The sequence below is a fragment of the Anaerocolumna aminovalerica genome (genome assembly GCF_900115365.1).
GTDB classification, from domain to species: domain Bacteria; phylum Bacillota; class Clostridia; order Lachnospirales; family Lachnospiraceae; genus Anaerocolumna; species Anaerocolumna aminovalerica.
On record NZ_FOWD01000006.1, the window covers coordinates 131398 to 152291 of the forward strand.

Below are 20894 nucleotides of genomic sequence, written 5' to 3' on the forward strand. Positions count from 1 at the left end.
AATTTTAATTATATAATAAAACGAACTATTATACCATAATTTTCATAAAATTATCTTCATAAAGTTTACAAAATTAGGCTTATGCTATTTCTAAAGCAATTTTCATCATATTATGGAAACTAGTCTGCCTTTCTTGGGCAGTGGTTGCTTCCCCGGTAACTATGGAATCCGAAATAGTACAGATTGCTAACGCATTCTTACCTGTTCTTGCAGCTGTCATATATAATGCCGCAGCTTCCATTTCCACGCATAAAACACCCATCTTAGCCCACTTCATTGTTCCCATGGAATCATCATAGAAGGTATCTGAGGATAAAAAGTTACCTACTTTATAATTAACATCCTCCATAGCTTCTGCCGTTTCTACTGCTTTTTTTAACAATTCAAAGGAGCATATAGGCGCATAGGTTCCCGGAAGTTCAAACTGGCTTCCAAAACTTGAATTGGTGCATGCACCCATTCCAAATGCAACGTCCCTGATTTTTAGATCCGGATGCATAGAACCTGCCGTACCAATACGGATAATGTTATCTACATCGTAATAATTAAATAATTCGTATGAATATATGCCAATAGAAGGCATTCCCATACCGCTTGCCATTACAGATACCTTTTTGCCCTGATATGTTCCTGTATAACCATTTATTCCACGAACCGGATTAACAAGAACCGGATCTTCCAAATAGGTTTCTGCTACAAACTTAGCTCTTAAAGGATCTCCCGGCATCAATACTGTTTTGGCAAAATCTCCTGTTTTTGCTGATATATGTGGTGTTGGTATTCCCATAGTTTATCTTCCTTTCTATTTTTTAATATCCTTTTGCTTCTTCACCATGTACTATTTTAATTGCAGAACTGGTCCCGATTCTCTCACAGCCTTCGCTAATAAAATTTTCAAAATCTTCAATGGTTTTTACACCGCCTGCGGCTTTCATCTTCACATTAGGACCAATATATTTTTTAAACAACTTAATATCTTCCAAAGTTGCTCCGGCTGTACCAAATCCGGTAGAAGTTTTAATAAAATCCGCACCTGCATCCGTTACTACTTTACACATTCTGATCTTTTCTTCTTCGGTTAAGTAGCATGTTTCAATGATAACCTTTAATATCTTATCCCCAACTGCCTTCTTTAATGCAGCAATCTCTTCCTGCACCTTATCATAATCGCCATTCTTCACGTCAGAAATATTAATTACCATATCAAATTCACTTGCACCATCTGCCAATGCCACTTTACATTCAGCAATTTTTGCCTCAGTTGGGCAGTATCCTAAAGGAAATCCAATAACCGTACAAATATTTATTTTATCTCCATATGTATCATGAATTCTCTTTACGTAGCAAGAAGGGACACAAACAGAAGCTGTTTTATATTGAATGGCCTCATCACATAACTTCTTAATATCTTCCCATGTTGCGTACGCTTTCAGCAGTGTATGATCAACATAATGCAGCATATCTAATTTATCCATATAAAAAATTCTCCTTTCATGAGGTAAACACCTTTATTAGGTGCGTTATGATAGAGTAATGATTAAACTTATTGAACCACTACTACTGTAATAAAACATGTATCTTTTATAATTTTTTCCAGATGATTCAGCATGCTTTTATGAGTTTATTTTACCACCATTTAATATCTTGGTCAACAATATTTTGTTCAACTTTTAACATTTGTTCATTCTATTTCATTTTATTCTTAAAATATTTTGTTTAATTTGTAGAAATAAAAACATTTTTCAAAAAATCTTTGCATATTTATCCACATAATGTTATAATGGTAACAAATTTAGCTGAAATAATATAATAAAATACATTTATGACCCAATGTTATTATAAAAGGAGAATTTAAATGGGCAAAAAGACCGACCGAATAAACCAGTTAATCGAGATAATAAGAACAAAAAATGGGGCATCTATAAAAGAACTGGCTAGTCTTCTTGATGTATCTGAGATGACTATCAGAAGAGACTTAGCCGTATTAGAGAAAAATAATATAGTCAACAATGTATATGGTGCTGCTATTTATAATCCGGTGAATAAGCAAACACAACTGGACTCTAATTATGAACTAAGCAGTGCTCAAACTACACAGGACTCGGAAAAAAGAAAAATCGGTGCTTTTGCCGCCTCTTTAATAGAACCAAAGGATATCGTGGTTATTGACACCGGATCCACTACAGAAATGCTGGCTCAAAGCATTGACGATAATTTAGAAGCAACTATTTTATGTTATAATTCAAATATATTTAATTCTTTAAAAATGAAAGAAAACTTGTCCCTTCTTTTTTCCGGGGGAAGGTATCATCCAAAGACCCAGATGGTAGAAAGTGCAGAAGGAATTTCCCTTATAACCAGTATGCGATTTAACAAAGCCTTTGTATCCGCAGCAGGAATCCATCTTAATCTTGGAGTCACCTGTGCTTATCCTTATGAAGTTCCAACCAAAAAGGCAATCCTGCAATCCTCTGTACAAAAGATATTACTTTTAGATTCCAGTAAATTTGATGAGGTAAAACCTGCTTACTTCGCTGATTTAAAAGATTTTGATACGATTATAACAGACGACTCCCTTCCTGAAGAATGGAAACAGGAAATTGAAAGAATGAATATTAAATTGTACACCCTTTCATAAAAAACAAGGACTACTTATGAAGTGCACCCCAAATTTAGGCAAAAATGAACTAACATTTGAAGGTGTACTTTTTTATGTCAAAGTATTCTTATAACTTCGTCTGGAAACAGTTAGGTTAGTATTAGAAGAAAATCTCTCAGATTACAAAAGCTGCTTGAGTAACCGGTATGCCAAGAACTCCTATTCTTTCGCACATATTTTTATTTTGTAAATAAAATCACGAAAAATGTATATTTTTATTCACATATATCATTTTATATCATATTATGTAATAACAAAACGAAAAGGAATGATGAAAAGCTTATGGGTGGATTTGATTCAGGATGCCGCGATTTCTCTTGCTTTGACAGACGGCGAAAAGACGGTCTTTTTGGTGATAGATTTGACAGATTTGATAGATTCGATAGGTTCGATAGGTTCGATAGATTCGATAGATTCGATAGATTCGATAGATTTGATAGAAAAGACAGACATTTTCACGGTGATCGTTTCGATCACAGAGGCAGAAGAGGTTGCTGCTAGTAAAATAAAAAAACTTCTGCATCACTTAATGATTGGGTGATGCAGAAGTTTTTCTATATTTATATTACATGTTTTATTGATCCAATATTAAAGGTTAATATCATAAAGCATTTGCTTGTAATCTAATGAGGTAAATCCTTTTCTCAAATATAATTTTTCTGCTGCTTTATTTGATTCACATATTTCAAGCCTTAATCTTTTTGCTTTTGAAGCATACTTTTCTTTAATAAAATTCAAAAAGGAACTTCCAAGCCCTAATCCTCTGAATTTTTCAAGAATATACAGTTCTTCGATCCATACTGCCATACCCCCTGCTTCATTGGAATAGGTTAAGCTAATCTGTCCATAGCCTGCGATTTCTCCCTGTTCTTCAAAAATATATACTTTAGCATAGGGAGAACCCGATATCACTTCATTGAATGTATTAAGGATATATTCCTTAGGTATGGAGTGCAAAACTGCTTCCGAATGATAGAATGCATCTACCATTGATATAAATTGTTCTTTGTCCTGTTCTTTTAATTCTCTAATCACTTTTTCACCTCTATAATTATTATAACTAAATAGTTATTATTTAATCAATCATATGATTGCTTTCATTTAAAAAGTGAGTAGCTATGATTTGAATCTTTTTCAAAGCTGCTCATCTTATAAGAATAACATATTTAGTTGCACAAATCAAATTTTCAAGAGTTAAGCAGAAGGATGTACCCGAAAGGAGTCTTTATGTAGTTAAACAGTAGGATTGTCCCAGAAAGGATGTTTTTATGTTCCTTAATAGTATTTAGGTAGATAAGAGGCTGCTGCAAAAGAATGTTTTATACCGGATTATAAAATCAGCTGACTCTCTATACCGGTATCCTCACTACATTTGCAGCAGCCCTAATTATGTTGTAGGCTTTATTATTGTTATACTTTTGAATATTAACCTAAATTATTTTCCTTTTTCTCAATTGATGCTAAGAAATGTTCATAAATGTTTTTTTCCTTGGAGCTTTCAATTAAAACAGCATTTACGCATTTTTCATAAAACTTTGCCGGGCCGATGCCTCCAATAATTGCATAAACATATCCTTCATCTTTCATGGCATTTAAGGAGCGAAGTAACAGTGCCTTTCCGATGCCTTTACCTTTGAATTCATCCGCTACTCTGGTTGGACCAAAAAAATCCGGTGCAGTTGCATTGTAACATGCATAACCTAGAATCCGACTGCCCTTGGCTGCTATAAAGCATGATATTGGGCGGTTCGAAAAACACACATCACATTCACTGGCTGCACTAACACTAGAATGCTCTCTCACCCAATCAGTAATACGAAATTTGTCAGGTGGTAAGGCACGGAATATCTCAATTCCTTCCTCTTTCAAACGTTCTACTTCTGGGTGATAATCACCAATATTTAATAGATTGACTAACATATCTGCCATTGCTCATCCCTCTTGTTCTTTATATTGTTATGTACCATGACTGCCGTAACCCTTATTATAATATCATGCACCTTCCTAATTTAAGACTTTGGAAAAGATCTGCAACATATTATTTTCTTTACTCCACTGCCTACATCTGAATTGGCAATCTACCTTTTAATTCAAATGGATGTTTTAACAACTCAGTCAATACATCCAGGCTATTTACAGTATATTCGTAAACAGCGATTCCATATACGTTTTCCGGAAGTGTCATTAAGTCATAAGGATTACGTAAGGCAAATACAATAACGTTCTGATTCTTTTTTGATGCCTCTTTTACTAAGTTAAGCTGTCCTTTATTCAGGTGTCCGTTATAGGTGCCAATTACAATGGAGCTGGCATATTCCCCCTGCTCTAATACAGTCTCAATTTCTTTCTCTTCCGGATTAGCTGAGGTAAGAATGCCCCGTCCATTAAATTGTTTAGCCATATATGCTGCAAAATGAAAGGTGTTATCATCCACATTCGATATATTGGTTGCACGAAATGGTATACTGCCTAAGAATAAGGAGTTTGCATCAACTTTCGGTAAAGTATCAGTGGGCATCTGGATTGGGGTAATACTATCTTTCCGTAGTTGTCTTGCAAAGGCTTTTCCTTTTTCCACATCAAAATCCAGCTTAGTTTCGTTTAAATTAACATACTTTTCTTTGAAATGTAGTATTTTTTCAACTGAGGCATTCATTTCTTCCATGGAGAGCTCACCCGCCTCAAGTGCTGCAGTTAATACCGTGGCTGCTTCTATAGGATAATTTCTGGTATGGGATAAGAAGATCAAATCCACCCCAGCCTTTACCGCAGCCTTAACTCCTTCTATTGTACCATAATATTTCTGAATTGCACTCATTTCCATACAATCACTTACTACTAATCCCTGAAATCCCATCTTATCTTTTAACAGGCCGGTAATAATATTGCGTGACATAGTTGCCGGTATATGCTCAGGTTCCAATTCGGGAAAGATGATATGTGAAGTTGTTATGGCAGGTATTCCTGCATCAATAACTGCTTGAAATGATACTAATTCGCATTCCTGCAATTGACTAAGGGTCTTATTTACCTGAGGCAGTCCAAGATGTGAATCCACATTGGTATCGCCATGGCCGGGAAAATGTTTCGCTGATGCAAGAACACCACCATCTAAAAGGCCTTTCACCATTGCAACGCTATATTCCGCAACTTTCTTTGGATCATCGCCATAGCTTCGTACACCTATGACCGGGTTATCCATATTGGAATTAATATCTACATCAGGAGCTAAATTGAAGTTTACTCCTAACGTCTTTAATTGCTCTCCGGTGATCTTTCCAGCCTCATAAGCATTCATAACGTTATTGGTTGCTGCAATTGCCATAGCACCGGGAATATTAACACTATCCTCCGCAAGTCTGGTTACCATTCCGCCCTCTTGATCTATGGTAATAAAAGCAGGGTATCCTGTGCTTTCCAAAGCTAATTGTTGTAACTTGTTACATAAATCCCTTAATTGGGACGCACTTATAATATTATGTTTAAACAATATGAAGTTTCCAATTTTATATTGAAAAATTAACTCTTCTAACTCAGAATCAATCTCAGTTCCCGGAAATCCAACTACAAGACGTTGACCTATCTTTTCTTTTGCTGATAAATTCATTATTAACCTCATTTCCGACGCTTCAGCGCCTTTCTAATGATCGGTTCCTTTCGAAACCATATAACATTGACAGTTCCTGATTTTTATAGTTAAATAGTTACATAATATTCATCATGACATGGAATTATATTTCATTAAAGTTCCCTAATAATTTTCTGGTAAGGGAAGGTACTTTTAATTGTTTCAAAAATGATGTCGTTATGATAAGCGAATAATATAAGGAAGGCAGGTATCATTTCAAATGACAAATATTGAAATTAAAACACGCAGTATTATGGATTCCCTTAATAATTCAGAGAAAAAAGTTGCAGTTTATTTCTTAAATAATATTGAAAACATTTTCTCCATTCCCATTGCCCGTTTAGCAGACGAATCAGGGGTTAGCCAGGTAACCTGGATTCGTTTTTGTAAAGCAATTGGATATGATGGTCTAAAAGATTTAAAGAAAAGTCTCTTTATTGAATTGAACAACTCAACTGCAGATTTAACGGATACACTAGAGTTCTCTGATATTAGGAAAGACAGCACATTGGAACAAATGTGTAATACAATTAAAAATGCTGCAATACAAGCAGTTGATGATACCATTAAACTAATTGACCCTGAAACTTTCACTAAGGCTGTAGATATCATAGCGAAAGCAAATAATGTACGTATATTTGGTGTTGGGGCATCCGCTCAAGTTGCAGATGACCTGTATAAAAAATTAATGCGTATTAACAAAAATGCTACATTTGGTTATGATATGCATACCCAGCTAACTTATGGTGCCAATGCAGGTCCAAAAGATGTTGCAATCATTTTCTCATATTCCGGAACTACAAAGGAAATGCTTGAAATATTATCTTTAACCCAAAAAGCGAATTGTCCAACCATTGCCATTACGAAATATGCAAAAAGTCCGTTAGTGGCAAATGCAGATTATGCTATCTACTTATCGGCACCAGAAATTGATTATCGCAGCGGTGCTATGAGCAGCCGTATTGCCCAGTTAACAATAGTAGATCTGCTTTTTACAAGCTTAGCAAACAAGAACTACTCAAAAGTAGAAAAATACCTGGAGAAAAGTTCTGAAGTTTGCCGCAGCCATAGACTTTAATTAGTTGTTAAAAGTTGCTTTCATTACTTTTTCTACTAATAACTCTTGCAATATGACCATTAGCATCCATAAGAGCTTTCTCTGCCTCTTCCGTATTCATATTGCATTCTATCATAACGATTGCTGTTTTCGCAGAATATCCGCACAAAGCTAAAGTTTCTCTTGCTTTGGCGTCACTGACTCTCGTAGTACCTCGAACAATTGATACAGTTCTCTCAATAAGCTTTTCATTGGTTGCCTTTACATCAACCATTAAATTTCCATACACCTTACCCAGTTTTATCATAACGGAGGTGCTTAACATATTTAATACCATCTTCTGTGCAGTTCCACTCTTTAATCTTGTGGAGCCGGTAATTACCTCCGGTCCAGGTTGTGGGGTTATAGCCACATCTACAATAGAATTTAATTCAGAATTTGGACTGCAAGTTACACTAATTGTCTTAGCACCAATACTCTTGGCGTAATTCACTGCCCCAATTACATAAGGTGTCCTTCCGCTTGCTGCAATCCCAACCAATACATCACGATTGGTAAAATTGATGTCTTGTAGATCCTTTGCACCTAGCTCCTGATTATCTTCAGCTCCTTCCACTGCCTTAACAATAGCTGTAATCCCTCCTGCTATAAGTGCCTGGACTAATTCCGGATCCGTTCCGAAGGTGGGAGGACATTCTGCTGCATCTAATACACCTAATCGCCCAGAGGTTCCACAGCCGCTATAAATAAGGCGCCCTCCCCGAACTATCTTTTCATAGATAATTTCAACTGCTTCTGCAATATGTTCTAATTCCTTCTCTACTGCAAATGCAACTTTCTTATCCTCATCATTGATTAGAAGCAACACTTCTAACGTGGAAAGACTGTCAATATTTTTTGTCCTCTCATTCTTCTGCTCTGTTTCAATTGTGCTTAATTCTACCATGTATTTTACCTCTCTGCCTCATCAGCCTTTTACAGATCCTACCGTAAGCCCTTTCACAAAATATTTCTGTAAAAATGGATATAGAATAATAATTGGTAATGTTGATGTAATAATTACTGCAGATTTTATGGAAATACCTATGGTTGCTTTATCTGCAGAACCAGCCGCATCTCCAACCATGGTGGTTCCATTTACTATGTTTCTTAAGAATAACATTACAGGGAATTGAGTTGTGTTTAAATAGATTAATCCATTAAACCAATCATTCCAGAAAAATACAGCGGTATACAACCCGACTGTTGCAAGAGCTGCTTTTGATAATGGCACTATAATCTTTCTCAGTACACCAAAATAGCTTAAGCCATCAATAAATGCTGCTTCTTCAATCTCCGATGGAATAGATTTAAAGAAATTTATTAATATAATCAAATTAAATTGATTGATTGCAAATGGTAGTAACATTGCAAATCTTGTACCTGTTAAGTGTAAATTCGAAATTATCAAGTAATTCGGAATCAAACCCCCTGAAAAAAACATTGAAAATACAACCATTTTCATTACAATTTTATGACCTTTTAAAAACCCTTTGGAAAGTGGATAAGCAAATAAAGTTGTCATGGATAAGGAGATTAATGTACCAACTGTTGTATAAAATATGGTGTTTCCATAAGCTTTAAAAAAGTTAGGGTATGTAAATATTTGCTTATATGCTTCAAAATTAAGACCTACCGGTAATAATGAAACTTGATTGTTCACAATTGCTTTCGGAGAGGAAAGAGATAACGCAATCATATAAATAAATGGAACCAAACACATTAATAAAACAAAAATCATAATCAAATAGATTATGGTATCAAAGATTAAGTTACCTTTTGTACGATATTTTTTCACAGGGCACCTCCTAATAGATTCCATCGCCGGTTAATTTTTTACTGATTGTATTGGATGAAGATACAAGCACTACTCCAATAATTCCGGTAAATAAACCGATTGCTGTTGCATACGAATAGTTCTGATTATAAAGACCTATTCGATAAACTAAAGTATCTATAATATCACTAACCTGTGAATTTGATGGCGTATACATTAACAGAACCTTTTCAAAACCAAGACTTAACATACGTCCAACATTTAGTATAAGCATAACCATAATGGTTGGTAAGATGGATGGTATTGTTACATGAGTGATTTGTTGAAAACGATTCGCTCCATCTATCTGAGCTGCTTCGAATAAATCAGAATTTATGCCAGTTATAGCAGCTAAATAAATAATAGCTGTCCAACCAGTAAATTGCCATGTATCCGTAAGAACATAAAGCCACCTAAAGTACTCTGGCTCATTCATAAAATAAATTGGTTCCATACCAAATACATTCTGTAAAAATATATTTATCAATCCTGAACTTGGTGATAGCAATTCTTGTAATATCGCTATTACTACTACGGTTGATATGAATCTTGGCATATATGAAACGGTCTGTACCAATTTCTTAAAACGTACATGACGTACTTCGTTTAACAATATAGCAAAAATAATTGGTATTGGAAAATTAATAATTAAGTTCATAAATGATATAGTAAAAGTATTTCTAAATGCTCTCCAGAATGCCGGATCCTTTAGAAATGTCTCAAAATACTTAAATCCAACCCACTTAACTCCAAAAGGCCCCATTGCCGGTCTATATCGGCGGAATGCAAGCACATTTCCAAACATAGGAAGATATTTAAATACAATAAAATATAAAATTGGCAAAACCATCATTGCATAGAGTTGCCAATAACGTCTTAGATGTTTTTGAAAAGGGCTCCTTCTCTTTGTTACGGTTACGTCTACATTCTGTTTTTTGCGTAAATCCATAGTCAACCTCCTGTTTCTATAAGAGGCTACCCTTAGTTTGTATTATAAGGGTAGCCTCCATCATTAAAGATTATTTCTTTAGATTATCATTATAAATCTTGCAGAACTCGTCAATCTTTAGTGTCTTCATTTCATTTACATAAGCATCCCAGTCTTTTTCAACACTCTTCTTGCCTGTAATAAATGCATCCGCCCAAACGCTAAAAGTATCAAATAATGGTGTCTGTAACACAACCGCGTCTTCTGCTTGCATATCGTCAAACGCTGGTACAGGTGGAAGTGATCGGATCACGTCACCCATTGCATTAACTTCTTGGTTAATACGTGCATAGTTTTCATCATATTTTGTCATTTCGCGTTCATTTACCCATACCAATTGTGTAACATCGGAACCACATCCGTATTTTGTTTGTAGCGTTTTGTAAATACCTTCTGGTGAGTTAACTATTTCGTCAGCATATTTAATTTTACCATTTTCCATTGTATAAGTAACACCTTCAACACCTAAGCACCATAATTTAGCACCTTCTTCTGAGAAAAATACATTATCAATGGTACGTACTACCCGTTCGAAATCATCTCTTTTTGCTGTAGCAGCTGGGAACATGATACCAGAACCAGTACGGCTCTTTTCTTGATGATGAGCACCAGCTGGGCCTTCTAATGCAGGATACATCTGTAATTTAAACCCTTCAATTTCTGATGTACCTGCAACACCTCCGATTTGGTCATAATAAGCATAGGTAGCCATAGATTTGCCGGTAGCCATCTTCTGAGACCACATATCACCGTCAATTGGATCTGCCATCTCAGGATCTAACAATCCTTCTGCATATAATTTTGCAAGGTAACTAATGTATTCTTTGTACCCATCACTAATTGCTCCTGGGAAGTATTCTTTCTTATCATAATCCCAGCTTAGTGTATTTGTACCTGATGAACCGTTTTTACCTAAACTAACACCGAAAGAAGGCATTGTCATTCTGTATAATACACGTGGACCAGCTAAAATAGTAAGTGGATAAGAATCCGGATTCTTTGCTTTATAAGCTTTTAATATATTGTATAAATCATCGAATGTTTTAGGTGCTTGTAATCCTTCTGCTTCTAAGAAATCTTCTCTTAAAATAAGTCCACCATCATAGAAAGGTTTATCAAAAAGTCCTGGCATATAATAACGTTTGCCATCTGCTAAATTTTTCGAATCAACTTCTTCTTGTAATCCAAATTCTTCAACGCGAGCGTTGAAATTCGGAGTGAACTCTGAATAATCACTGATAGGAACTAATGCACCATTAAGAGCAAGAGAAGCATTCTCACCTACTGTACTCTGGTAAAGAATAACATCTGGTGAATTACTGCCAGTATTAAGTGTTAAAGAAACTTTAGTCTGGTAGTCAGCAATTGGGATAACTTCGAATTGGAAGTCAACATTAAACATTTTTTCTGCTTCTGTTACAGTTAACCAATCTTCTTTAAACGGTAACGTAGCATTGTCTGAATAGTAAATCTTGATCTTAACCGGTTCTTCCGTCTCAGGTTGTTTTGATTCTGCCCCCGCTGTTTCGTTTCCTGTTGTTTCTTTCCCTGTTGTTTCTTCTTTTGAAGAATCAGTTGTAACAGGGGTTTTCTTTTGGCCACATGCTGTAAATAACCCTACTATCATAGCAAGTGCCAAAAATAATGATACCAACTTTTTCATTTTCAAATCCTCCTCATTAATTTTGCTATGTATTCACGCATATTCAACAAAGTTACATATGTATATAAGTTTCATAATATAGGACATAACATGTAACTTTGTTTCATAATTGTATCTTAACATTATAATAAAGTTTCGTCAATATAATAATGCAAAATTGTTAAAATAAATAATCAATATCATTAATTTATGTATATGTTGCACAATAACAAAATAGCCCTGTACCCAGTATAGGCCGGGTTTCAAACCGCTCCCTAATACCAGATGCAGAGCTTAATAAGTAAGTTAGCAACTTTTATATATATTATTTTTAAATGTAAGTACTATTTATTGATGTTCCTGCTCCTTCTGAAACATTTTTGATTCTTCCATTGTTTTTACAAACCGAATTTTTGAACCATTCATAATATTCTTTAATAAAAGGTGATATTCTTTTGGTAGTTGCCCGATAACATTTACCCTTTCATCGGCCGGAAGATTTTCTACAATAATTTGAATCTCTCCGGAATATCTTTGATAACGGTTATTATCAATTGTGATGGAGCCTGTTGTTCTTTCCGTACAATGGTTTGGCAGAATATCTTGGTTGGCACCATTTACTCTTGATTCCTGTAAACGCTTAAGCCAACGGGGAGAGTCTGTTCTTATGGTAAATTCTTTACTATATAGATATTCATATTCTTTTTCAAATATTACAGGTAGTGTATAGATATTTGAATTTTGATATTGTGATATCATGTTTGCTTGGAATTGGCTGATAATGCCGTCGCCAATAAAAACACCGTCAATGTTATAGGATAATAGTGATATAAATGCTGCGTAAGGAGCAATATATCTATGGGATTCCAATGTTGGAAGACCTTCATATATAGGTCCTCTTTTATCTGCATCTCCCGGTATGAAGGCCAGAAGCTTAAATCCTTTACTTAGTAACATCTTATTGCGAATTTGAAATTGTTCTTCATCTAGTCCGGTTTCAGGTCTTGGATAGTAATTATGCATGGCGTATATATCTAAGGAATTTGAAGATAATTTTTCTGCGAAGTCAGAGGTAACAGTGGAGGCATTGATGCAAACAGGAAATTCCTTTGCCAGCTTAAGTATTTCATCCTCGGAGAATCCGTAATCGATTCTTAGGATGGATACATTTAACATCTTGGCCAATTCTAAAAGTGACCCGGCATGAAATAGCTTCAGAGTATTTATGGAAACATCTGCGATGATGCGATAACCCCATGTGTTTAGATAAGTACACATGTCCTTGGCACGCTGGATGTATGTATTGTCATATTCTTCACTGATGTGGAATGAGGTGAAGATAAAATTGCCTTCTTTGTATAAGGACGAAAGTTGTTCTTTTTGGTTTTTGAAAGTTGATAAGAATACGGAATAGCCGATTGAATTAATCATTGTGATACCCTTTCTTTCTTTATAAAATTAAGTTATGAAACCTCAACTTGGATGCTTATACTATACAAATGACAATTCCGTGTCAAGCCAAGTTTCGATAGCATTTCTTATATCAATAATTGAGTCATCCAGTGAAAAACGAAACCCTTGGCAACCTCCATTACAATGATCGCTTATCCCTCTTTTTATTCCACAGCCATAACCTTTTTCAATCATTTCTTGTATAAATGAAGGGAATTTTTCGATGGTATCAGCGTATTTATGCGTGTTTTTAGCTTTGATGTTTATTTGATAACCATTATTAAGTGATACATTAATTCCCCATATCTCTTTACTTTTATAAGAATATTTAATCTTTATCCATAAATCTTTTATTTCCACATTGCATTTAAGCCCTTTATCCAAATAGCATTGATGTAGCTGCAATATAAAATCTTGCACATTGGCAGACAAAGGTTTCATAGTACCTTTTAATATAGAAATAACATCGTCGGTTTTATTATTTTTCAATACTCTGTAATCACATCGCAATAAAATATCGGAGAAGCGGCAATAACTGATTGTATTGGACTTATTGACCTCGAATTTGTTGACATTTTTGCCAAATTCTATCTCGGCTATTGCCATTACCTTCAAGCCCGTCAACATAGCAGGATTATCAGGATACGAAATTTTTATTCTCTCAACTTTTGATAAATCCGGCTTTTTTTCATTGAGGTCTATACCGTCAATCAATATGCCGCAATCAGTCAAGAATCGCAAGCATTCAATGCTTTTTGAAACGGGGATTTTAGTGTTGAATATATTGCTTCCGACGGTAAGGGACCTGGCGCTTTCTGTTAGTACACCATGAAAACCTATATTCAATAATAAGCATTTCACATTATGCAGGAATGGAAAATATACCGAAATAGTAACACGGTCATCAAATACGTGAGCATTCTGTTTATAATTGTCATACGAATCACCTTCAACAATCAAAACATCGCAAAGCTGATATAAAAAGTCTCTGAACGCAAGAACTCCTTCTCGAATATCTTCCTCATTTGAAATCTTTTTAAACATTGGATTAATTGCATATGTTTCAGGTATTTCTGGCGTAATAACATTTTTTAAGTGCTTTGCCATATCTTTGAATGTCTTTCCCATTTATTTCACTTCTTTCTTCACAAAGTCAACTTTATACTGCCATTCACCGTATTTTTTGTCATTATCAGTTATCGTTCCTTCCGTAAGGGTGATACGCAGAACGATTGAGTCAGGGTTGTCTTCGTCGCCATGTGCATCGAACCATGTAAAAATTTTTTTCATCTTCGCTCTTATTTCTGCATTCCTCTCGTCCTTTACCCAACCGAGATTTTCAGCCGTTCCTTGAGCAGCAAACAAGTCTAACCCACAAATGGAAATCTCGTTGTTTTTCCCAATTTCCAGCATTTTATTTTTATTCGCGTCTGTAGAAACATAAAACACGCCATCTTCATAGTAAGCATCAACCATACGGACAGCAGGACGGGGATTGCCGACGGCGTTGGTGGACAATGCAATAGTTGCAAGAGCAATAAGGTTGTCCTTTCCGTTTCCGCAGTATTCTTCCATAAGCTTCATCACGTTTTCATACTTGTTCATGATAATTCCTCCATTTTTTATTCCTTTATAGGTTCTGGCATACTTTGCATTTCGAAATTACCTAAATAATACATGGGAAATTCCTTGTATTTTTATATTCCTTCTTTTAGCTTGATGGGAAAATATCTTTGCATTTGTTTATAACCAAGTCCCTTTTCTATATCTTTATAGGCAATATCTCTTCCATCTTCATATAAATAAGGCATATTGAACATAACATTGCGGCCTTTGTCAAGCTCAAAATTTGTGCTTTCAATCCATCGGCGAACTTTATCTTCCACTTTGTGTATGCTCTCGTTATCTTCGTCAATACTGACTGCCATAGCGTATAAGCCTCCCGGAAAATCGAACATTTTAAAAGGGCTTACATCAGTATTGGTAACACCATCTTTAACGGCACATATCCATTCAGCTTTGTCATTTTTAGACAGCAAAAAATCAAAACAATCGAAAATCACACTCTTATACAAATGACAATACTGCCACAATTGGTACATATATCCGCCTTCTTTGAACATTTCTCCCCACGGTTGGTTGCCGCAGGTTACCGCTTTGAATCCCGGTATCCTGACGACCATTATATCAGGAATTTTTTTATCTAATTTTTCCGTTATTTCAATCAAGCGGTTTATATTGGAGGGCTTGCCGATATAGTCAATGCTTATCAATTGTGTTTCAATCTCTTTAGCCTTGTTATACAGCAGTTTTATGTCGGATTTGTCTGCAAAGTTTACTTGTTCGATTTCCCGTATAAAATCTAGCACGATTTCTTTCAACTCATGCAAAAGCGCAACCTCGTCGTCTATGTTCTGTACTTTTTTCTCCAGCACTTCTAAAACTATATCAGAACCGGAAGTGTTGAAAACACGTTGAATGTCTTTTATGCTGATATTCAGCTTGCGTAATATGAGTATTTGTTCAAGTCGCCTAACAGCGTTTTCGTCGTACATTCTATATGCATAGTCATCACTTCGGATGCTGGACAGCAATCCCATGTCCTCATAATAACGTAGTGTACGGGCTGTAATGTCATATTTGCTTGACACATCTTTGATTTTGATTAGGTTGATCATTAGTTTCCACCTCTTTTCTAAATTATCAGGGATAAGCTTAGTATAAAGGATTCCCTAAAGTAAGAGTCAAAAGGGTGATCCTATTATTTCTGTAGAAAATATAAATTTTTCTCTTATATTGAGAAACGGTATAATACCGTAGATAACATTTTCTATCTGCTACATGCAGAATTTACCAACGTTCTATGAAAATTATACTCGAAAAAAATCAAATGAACAATATAAATTTCCCCCAACAAAAATACCAGAATGTTGTATACAATACACATCCTGGCATGTTATGATTCCGGAAAAACAATCATTCTCCCACTCTGCGATCCATTACAGATACACCAACTCCATCAATACAACTTTCTCTGCAGAACTCCAGATATTGATTATATACCAACCCATTTCATCTGATTATCCACTTTTAACTGTTCTGTCACACCTTCCCTCTCTTTCATCTGTCTAATTAACAATTCCATTCTCTCATAATATCTTCGTCAATCTCATGCAGATACTCGTCCAGTTTTCCATTTAGCAGTAACTCCAAGCAAAAAAGAGAAAGAGAAATGAGCATAGAAAAAACCTTACTGACTTTCAGCCTGAATATCTGAAATCAGTATGGTTTTCTTATGTTATTGAAATAAATTATTCTTTGAATATAGAATCAAATGTTGCCAAGCACTAAACAACAATGTTTGCAATCCGCATAAACACCGGCTTTCTCCAACCCATATTACTATTCAAACTCCCTAGATCATTAACTTATTTGTAATCATATAATGCCTATTTCATTCAAATTATACCGCTTATCTATCGTTTAAGGAGAAACAGGTATCATACGGGTATCACGGAGTATCATTCCTTGACTGCCTTATTTACATGGTGCTAGCACCATGTTTAATTCCTATTAAGGATTACCATGCTCTCTTTACGAAAGACACTTTTGCCTTCTTTAAAGACTTCCAATCATCTTTTAAAGAACTTAGGGGTAAAACTTCATACACAAACAACCAGTATTGGTTGAATTCATCCTCATCTGCTGCCAAACTTATAGCACGATCTTTTAATTGCTTAATTGACGCTTTATCTTTAATACCACTAAAGTATATATATGCTAACAACATGAATATACAATCTTTACTATCAATTATATCAAGAACTTTAATTGATGAAAGTCTAAAATCGTATTTAATAGCAAAAAATAGCGCATAACATCCTGCCTCAAATGTTCTGCAATGAATACCAATATCATAAAGTTTATCTGATATTAGTCGTATTTCCTGTAAAGATGTATTACAAAAAGAAAATATATATTCATCTAATAAGGGAACCAGATATGGGTAAATCAAGCTTAAATGGAACACGGTCTTTTGCATGTAAACTTTTGCATTATCCGTTAGACTCTGCCCACCTAAAACTTTAATCGCATACTTTAAAACAGACGAATTTTCCCCTTCACTTTTAGCAATTTCAATAGCAAAATCCAAATATGCCCGACAATTTTTATAATCTACTTTTCCATAACTGGTAACCGCAGAAATAGAATTGATTTTTCTAACCCATTGTTCTACTGCTGCTGATGGGAGAGTTTTAATTTGCGTCTTTTTATGGTTTAATGTTAAATCAAATTCTCGTAATTCTGTTTGTAAATCTATTAAAAATTGACGAGCCTCTTGTTCAGTTCTTACATAGCAAGTATAGTCATCAACATATCTCATGTACTTCCAGCCTTTATTAATTAAATTATAATCTATAGCCGATAAAATAATTTCCGATAGGATATTTGATACATGAGGCCCAATCAAAATACCATGCGTCTCTCCATGCTTAGTATTTTGTACATAATGATCAATATCATTATACCAGCCCGTTCTTCTCGATGTTTTTGCGATATTTTTTCCCACTAATGCCCATGGTATAGAATGGGTATAAATACTAGGAAAGCATTTAGATATATCTGCATTAACTATGTAATAATTATCAATTAATAAATCAAGTTCTGGTGTTGAATCTGACTTCCAATTGGAATAATTCATCTCAAAAATATAGTTCTTTTTTGACATTTTTCTTATATGTATTCTACTAACCTTATATTCTTGATTTTTAGTCACATTACTAAAGTAGTTCTGAACTTCTTCCCAATTATCCCTTAAACATTGGCATAGTTTCTGGTATGCCATTGGTGAAGGTATTCCTAGTGGTCGTGGAATATTTATATTTCTCATATTTTCATAATAAATATATTTCCTAGGCTTATCTGAAAACACATATGATGTTATCTGGCAATAATTATAAAATTCTTCAGAAGTCAAAAAAGGAGGAAGGCTTTCTGGAAACATACCATAAGCTAATAGAGCCTTATACAACTCATCTGCTCCAATCTCATCCATATAATCTTTATATTTTTTCATCACTTATCCTTTGTTCTATTAGTAATTAGTGTTATAAGAAAAAACCACGTTACTAATTCTTAAAATATTCGCTGTACTCCACGTCAAACAATACTTGTAACGCTTACAAATCGCTAGCCTTGATATTTCTTCTTCTAGCTTCTATATTTGCCAATGTGCTTCGTGGTATCATGCTGCCCATTAGCTGTAATTGCTCCACTTCCATTTGTGTCATATTCTTTGCCATTCGCACGGTCTGAATATTTCTTCCTAGTGGAATGTCCTGCAATATCCACTGCATACTATACCTCCAACCTTGTGACTAATCAGTAACTTGGTTTGAGTATAGTCAATATTTTCCGCAATCATACCACCAGATAGAAACAATCATATGTCACTTAGAAATCCGGTATTCAATCTTTGAAAAATTCCTCATAATCCACATCAAATAATATCTTCAACGCCTTTAAATCACTTGCTTTGATGTTCCTCCGGCCTGCTTCTATATTCGCCAGCGTACTTCTTGACATAAGCCCTCCCATTAACTCTAGCTTTTCAATTACTTCTTGTTGCGTCATATCCTTTGCCATTCGCACTGTTTGAATATTTCTCCCCAGCGGAATATCCCGTAAAATCCACTGCATAACTATACCCTCCAAAACTTTTGTGACTGATTAGAAACTTTTATATTGATTATAGTCAAAAACTGTGCTAAACTTGTCACTAGATAGAAACATTCGTACAAGGAGGTTCCGAAATGAAAAAAATCTTAGAGCAACTTTATAATGGGGAGTTATATCCATATTCAAAATTTCAGATAACAATAGAGGAATTCAAGATAAATCGAGATAAAGCCTTTAAATCCTATTCTGTATTTATTGAAAAACTCCCAGAGGAATTAAAAGACGAATTTGACGAATTGATAGATTCTCACCTTGACCTGTTACCACTTGAATTAGAGCAGAATTTTATTGACGGCTTCCGTACTGGCGTCCGAATGATGACAGAAGTCTATGCTGCTCCTATGGATGATGAAGAACACACATGAATCGTTATAATGGCAGCCGCTATCACTCCGAGGCTGCCCTTATCTCTTACCGGCTTAGATCTTGTTCCAGTTTGTATATTGTTCCTTTAAATCGTTCTATTGATGATACAATTCATCTCTGCGTCTACAAATCTCTTGATTACGTCTTATAGCTTCCTTTACGCCCTCTCTGGCCGGAAGTTTTGTTCCTTATAGTTTTTCATCAGTTCCCGAATTTCAGCATTATTTTCTTTTATCTGGCTGTTTAACAGAAACCACTTCACCAGATTTTCAGCTTCTTTATCCTGTTCAATAATTCCATATTCCACTTAACCTCCATACGGAACATGACTTACTTTTCCATTTCTGTCATAGTCACCTTGATCTATTCTCTTTTTTAGCTGTAATTTTCCTGCTAATCTCATTTCTTTTTACTTCCTCTGTCAAGCGGCGTAACTGTTTCTGAATACTTTCTTCCTCCGGTGGTTTCGACCGCCACGGGTGCGGTACTGCTCCATAGCATTTTGATAGGCCAGTACCTCTCCTCCTGCCGATTTATATACCCGCATGAAACCCTGTACGGACTTATGCCCGCTATTATTTACAATCGTATTCAGATATGCTTTCATAGAAGATAATCGTTCCTGTGCATTAGCAATTCTGCTTTCTAAAAATTTCCGTTCTTTTCCTCTATACACGCCTTTGATTCCTTCCAGTTCTTCCCTTAGCTGAGGAATTTCATATTGTTCAAGATTACGGATTGCAGTAATTTGTTTTTCCAATTTTTCCTTTGTATCTTGCATTTTGCAAAACTCAATCATATTCACTTTTAAAACTGACTTAGGCTGAAAATCCATTTTTCTTTAACAGTTTTCAAACGCATTGTCGGCTTTTCAATAATAAGTCTCCTTCCGTTTTGATTAGCGGCTTCCGTTTGTATCGCCTGTTATCAGTGTTTCAACTGACCTCAACCGCTTATACGGCTATGAGAGTTCTCCTTTTCGAGATTCCCACCCTTTGTGGAAGTGTCCTTCTTCGCTTGCCCTTACGGGGTCTTGGCAAAAAGTCTGTTGACAGGTGATACAGCTCATTTAGTTTTATTAACATTATTGTTAATGTCATATTCATATAATACATTCGCTCATATGTTAATGCCAAGTATTTATTTCGCAAATATGTTAATATATCTATTTACTATTTTCAGATTATCTATTATGAAGATAATCCGAGCGCAATTAACCTTTTTCAGCTTGTAAAGAATCCGGGGAAGTGTAACGCTTCGGATGATACTGCTGTGTGTTATAATGACAGTGACGACTGGCCTGCTCACCCACCTGTGGGATTGTGGTTTAAATATGGCGTTGTGGATGATTTTATGCGGGAATGGTTGGTTAGGAAAAATGAGTTGAAAGCTGGGGAGATTACCAGAGAGGAATATTTGGAATGGAAATTGAACTGGCCGAGCACTTGTGATACTAATAACAGTATTAAGAAGTGGAGAAGGTAATTTTTATAAATTTACTAAAGTAA

Annotated in this window: 23 protein-coding genes and 1 pseudogene; 5 read left to right on the forward strand and 19 right to left on the reverse strand. The window is 35.2% G+C overall.

Going from position 1 to position 20894, the window contains the following annotated elements; genetic code table 11:
- Positions 1-79: 79 nt before the first annotated feature.
- Complete coding sequence (gene deoD, locus BM183_RS05340; RefSeq protein ID WP_091685032.1) at positions 80-787, reverse strand: purine-nucleoside phosphorylase; 708 nt, start codon at positions 785-787, stop codon at positions 80-82.
- A gap of 22 nt (positions 788-809) precedes the next feature.
- Complete coding sequence (deoC, locus tag BM183_RS05345) at positions 810-1475, reverse strand: deoxyribose-phosphate aldolase (protein ID WP_091685034.1); 666 nt, start codon at positions 1473-1475, stop codon at positions 810-812.
- A 380-nt stretch (positions 1476-1855) separates the two neighbouring features.
- Between deoC and BM183_RS05350 the strand changes: the two genes are divergently transcribed.
- Together BM183_RS05350 and BM183_RS05355 are read left to right on the forward strand one after the other, a co-directional pair.
- Positions 1856-2638, forward strand: a complete 783-nt coding sequence (locus BM183_RS05350; RefSeq protein WP_091685036.1) for a DeoR/GlpR family DNA-binding transcription regulator — start codon at positions 1856-1858, stop codon at positions 2636-2638.
- A gap of 289 nt (positions 2639-2927) precedes the next feature.
- Entirely contained in the window at positions 2928-3200 is a 273-nt protein-coding gene (locus BM183_RS05355; protein ID WP_170847895.1) for a hypothetical protein, read from the forward strand.
- 47 nt (positions 3201-3247) lie between these two features.
- Here BM183_RS05355 and BM183_RS05360 read toward each other — a convergent pair whose 3' ends face one another.
- The 3 genes from BM183_RS05360 to BM183_RS05370 form a co-directional block, all read right to left on the reverse strand.
- Positions 3248-3694, reverse strand: coding sequence for a GNAT family N-acetyltransferase (locus BM183_RS05360; protein ID WP_091685039.1), 447 nt, complete (start codon positions 3692-3694; stop codon positions 3248-3250).
- A 390-nt stretch (positions 3695-4084) separates the two neighbouring features.
- Positions 4085-4588: a GNAT family N-acetyltransferase gene (locus tag BM183_RS05365; protein WP_091685041.1), complete on the reverse strand. Its 504-nt coding sequence runs from the start codon at positions 4586-4588 to the stop codon at positions 4085-4087.
- 130 nt (positions 4589-4718) lie between these two features.
- Positions 4719-6266, reverse strand: coding sequence for a glycoside hydrolase family 3 protein (locus tag BM183_RS05370; RefSeq protein WP_170847896.1), 1548 nt, complete (start codon positions 6264-6266; stop codon positions 4719-4721).
- 241 nt (positions 6267-6507) lie between these two features.
- Here BM183_RS05370 and BM183_RS05375 point away from each other — a divergent pair, with 241 nt between their 5' ends.
- Entirely contained in the window at positions 6508-7365 is an 858-nt protein-coding gene (locus BM183_RS05375; protein ID WP_091685044.1) for a MurR/RpiR family transcriptional regulator, read from the forward strand.
- A 7-nt stretch (positions 7366-7372) separates the two neighbouring features.
- Here BM183_RS05375 and murQ read toward each other — a convergent pair whose 3' ends face one another.
- The 12 genes from murQ to BM183_RS05435 all read right to left on the reverse strand — a co-directional run bounded on the left by murQ (position 7373) and on the right by BM183_RS05435 (position 18981).
- Positions 7373-8290: an N-acetylmuramic acid 6-phosphate etherase gene (gene murQ / locus BM183_RS05380; protein WP_091685045.1), complete on the reverse strand. Its 918-nt coding sequence runs from the start codon at positions 8288-8290 to the stop codon at positions 7373-7375.
- Positions 8291-8311: 21 nt separating this feature from the next.
- Positions 8312-9181 carry a carbohydrate ABC transporter permease gene (locus BM183_RS05385; RefSeq protein ID WP_091685047.1) on the reverse strand — a complete coding sequence of 290 codons (870 nt, stop codon included), beginning with the start codon at positions 9179-9181 and terminating at the stop codon, positions 8312-8314.
- Positions 9182-9191: 10 nt separating this feature from the next.
- The gene (locus tag BM183_RS05390; protein ID WP_091685048.1) at positions 9192-10148 is read right to left on the reverse strand and encodes an ABC transporter permease; all 957 of its coding nucleotides are present in this window, start codon (positions 10146-10148) and stop codon (positions 9192-9194) included.
- A gap of 70 nt (positions 10149-10218) precedes the next feature.
- Positions 10219-11850 (reverse strand): extracellular solute-binding protein, encoded by a 1632-nt coding sequence (locus tag BM183_RS05395; protein ID WP_091685050.1) that lies wholly within the window; start codon positions 11848-11850, stop codon positions 10219-10221.
- Positions 11851-12177: 327 nt separating this feature from the next.
- Positions 12178-13260: a MupG family TIM beta-alpha barrel fold protein gene (locus tag BM183_RS05400; protein ID WP_091685052.1), complete on the reverse strand. Its 1083-nt coding sequence runs from the start codon at positions 13258-13260 to the stop codon at positions 12178-12180.
- Between the two features lie 60 nt (positions 13261-13320).
- Positions 13321-14409 carry a hypothetical protein gene (locus tag BM183_RS05405; protein ID WP_091685053.1) on the reverse strand — a complete coding sequence of 363 codons (1089 nt, stop codon included), beginning with the start codon at positions 14407-14409 and terminating at the stop codon, positions 13321-13323.
- Entirely contained in the window at positions 14410-14886 is a 477-nt protein-coding gene (locus BM183_RS05410) for a pyridoxamine 5'-phosphate oxidase family protein (protein WP_091685055.1), read from the reverse strand.
- Between the two features lie 92 nt (positions 14887-14978).
- On the reverse strand, positions 14979-15959 hold the full coding sequence (locus tag BM183_RS05415; protein WP_091685056.1) for a helix-turn-helix domain-containing protein: 981 nt from the start codon (positions 15957-15959) through the stop codon (positions 14979-14981).
- A gap of 377 nt (positions 15960-16336) precedes the next feature.
- Positions 16337-16426 carry a TnpV protein gene (locus BM183_RS21630; protein ID WP_091685058.1) on the reverse strand — a complete coding sequence of 30 codons (90 nt, stop codon included), beginning with the start codon at positions 16424-16426 and terminating at the stop codon, positions 16337-16339.
- 435 nt (positions 16427-16861) lie between these two features.
- Complete coding sequence (locus BM183_RS05425) at positions 16862-18358, reverse strand: RNA-directed DNA polymerase (RefSeq protein ID WP_091685060.1); 1497 nt, start codon at positions 18356-18358, stop codon at positions 16862-16864.
- A gap of 103 nt (positions 18359-18461) precedes the next feature.
- On the reverse strand, positions 18462-18638 hold the full coding sequence (locus BM183_RS05430) for a helix-turn-helix domain-containing protein (protein WP_091685061.1): 177 nt from the start codon (positions 18636-18638) through the stop codon (positions 18462-18464).
- Between the two features lie 112 nt (positions 18639-18750).
- Positions 18751-18981: a helix-turn-helix domain-containing protein gene (locus BM183_RS05435; protein ID WP_091685063.1), complete on the reverse strand. Its 231-nt coding sequence runs from the start codon at positions 18979-18981 to the stop codon at positions 18751-18753.
- A 113-nt stretch (positions 18982-19094) separates the two neighbouring features.
- Here BM183_RS05435 and BM183_RS05440 point away from each other — a divergent pair, with 113 nt between their 5' ends.
- Positions 19095-19385, forward strand: a complete 291-nt coding sequence (locus BM183_RS05440) for a DUF6809 family protein (protein WP_091685065.1) — start codon at positions 19095-19097, stop codon at positions 19383-19385.
- A gap of 158 nt (positions 19386-19543) precedes the next feature.
- Here BM183_RS05440 and BM183_RS20930 read toward each other — a convergent pair whose 3' ends face one another.
- Entirely contained in the window at positions 19544-19693 is a 150-nt protein-coding gene (locus BM183_RS20930; RefSeq protein WP_242960861.1) for a hypothetical protein, read from the reverse strand.
- A gap of 114 nt (positions 19694-19807) precedes the next feature.
- Complete coding sequence (locus BM183_RS05450; RefSeq protein ID WP_242960863.1) at positions 19808-20167, reverse strand: hypothetical protein; 360 nt, start codon at positions 20165-20167, stop codon at positions 19808-19810.
- 413 nt (positions 20168-20580) lie between these two features.
- Between BM183_RS05450 and BM183_RS05455 the strand changes: the two are divergent.
- A pseudogene (locus BM183_RS05455) lies at positions 20581-20871 on the forward strand (helix-turn-helix domain-containing protein); the annotation flags it as partial.
- Positions 20872-20894: the final 23 nt, after the last annotated feature.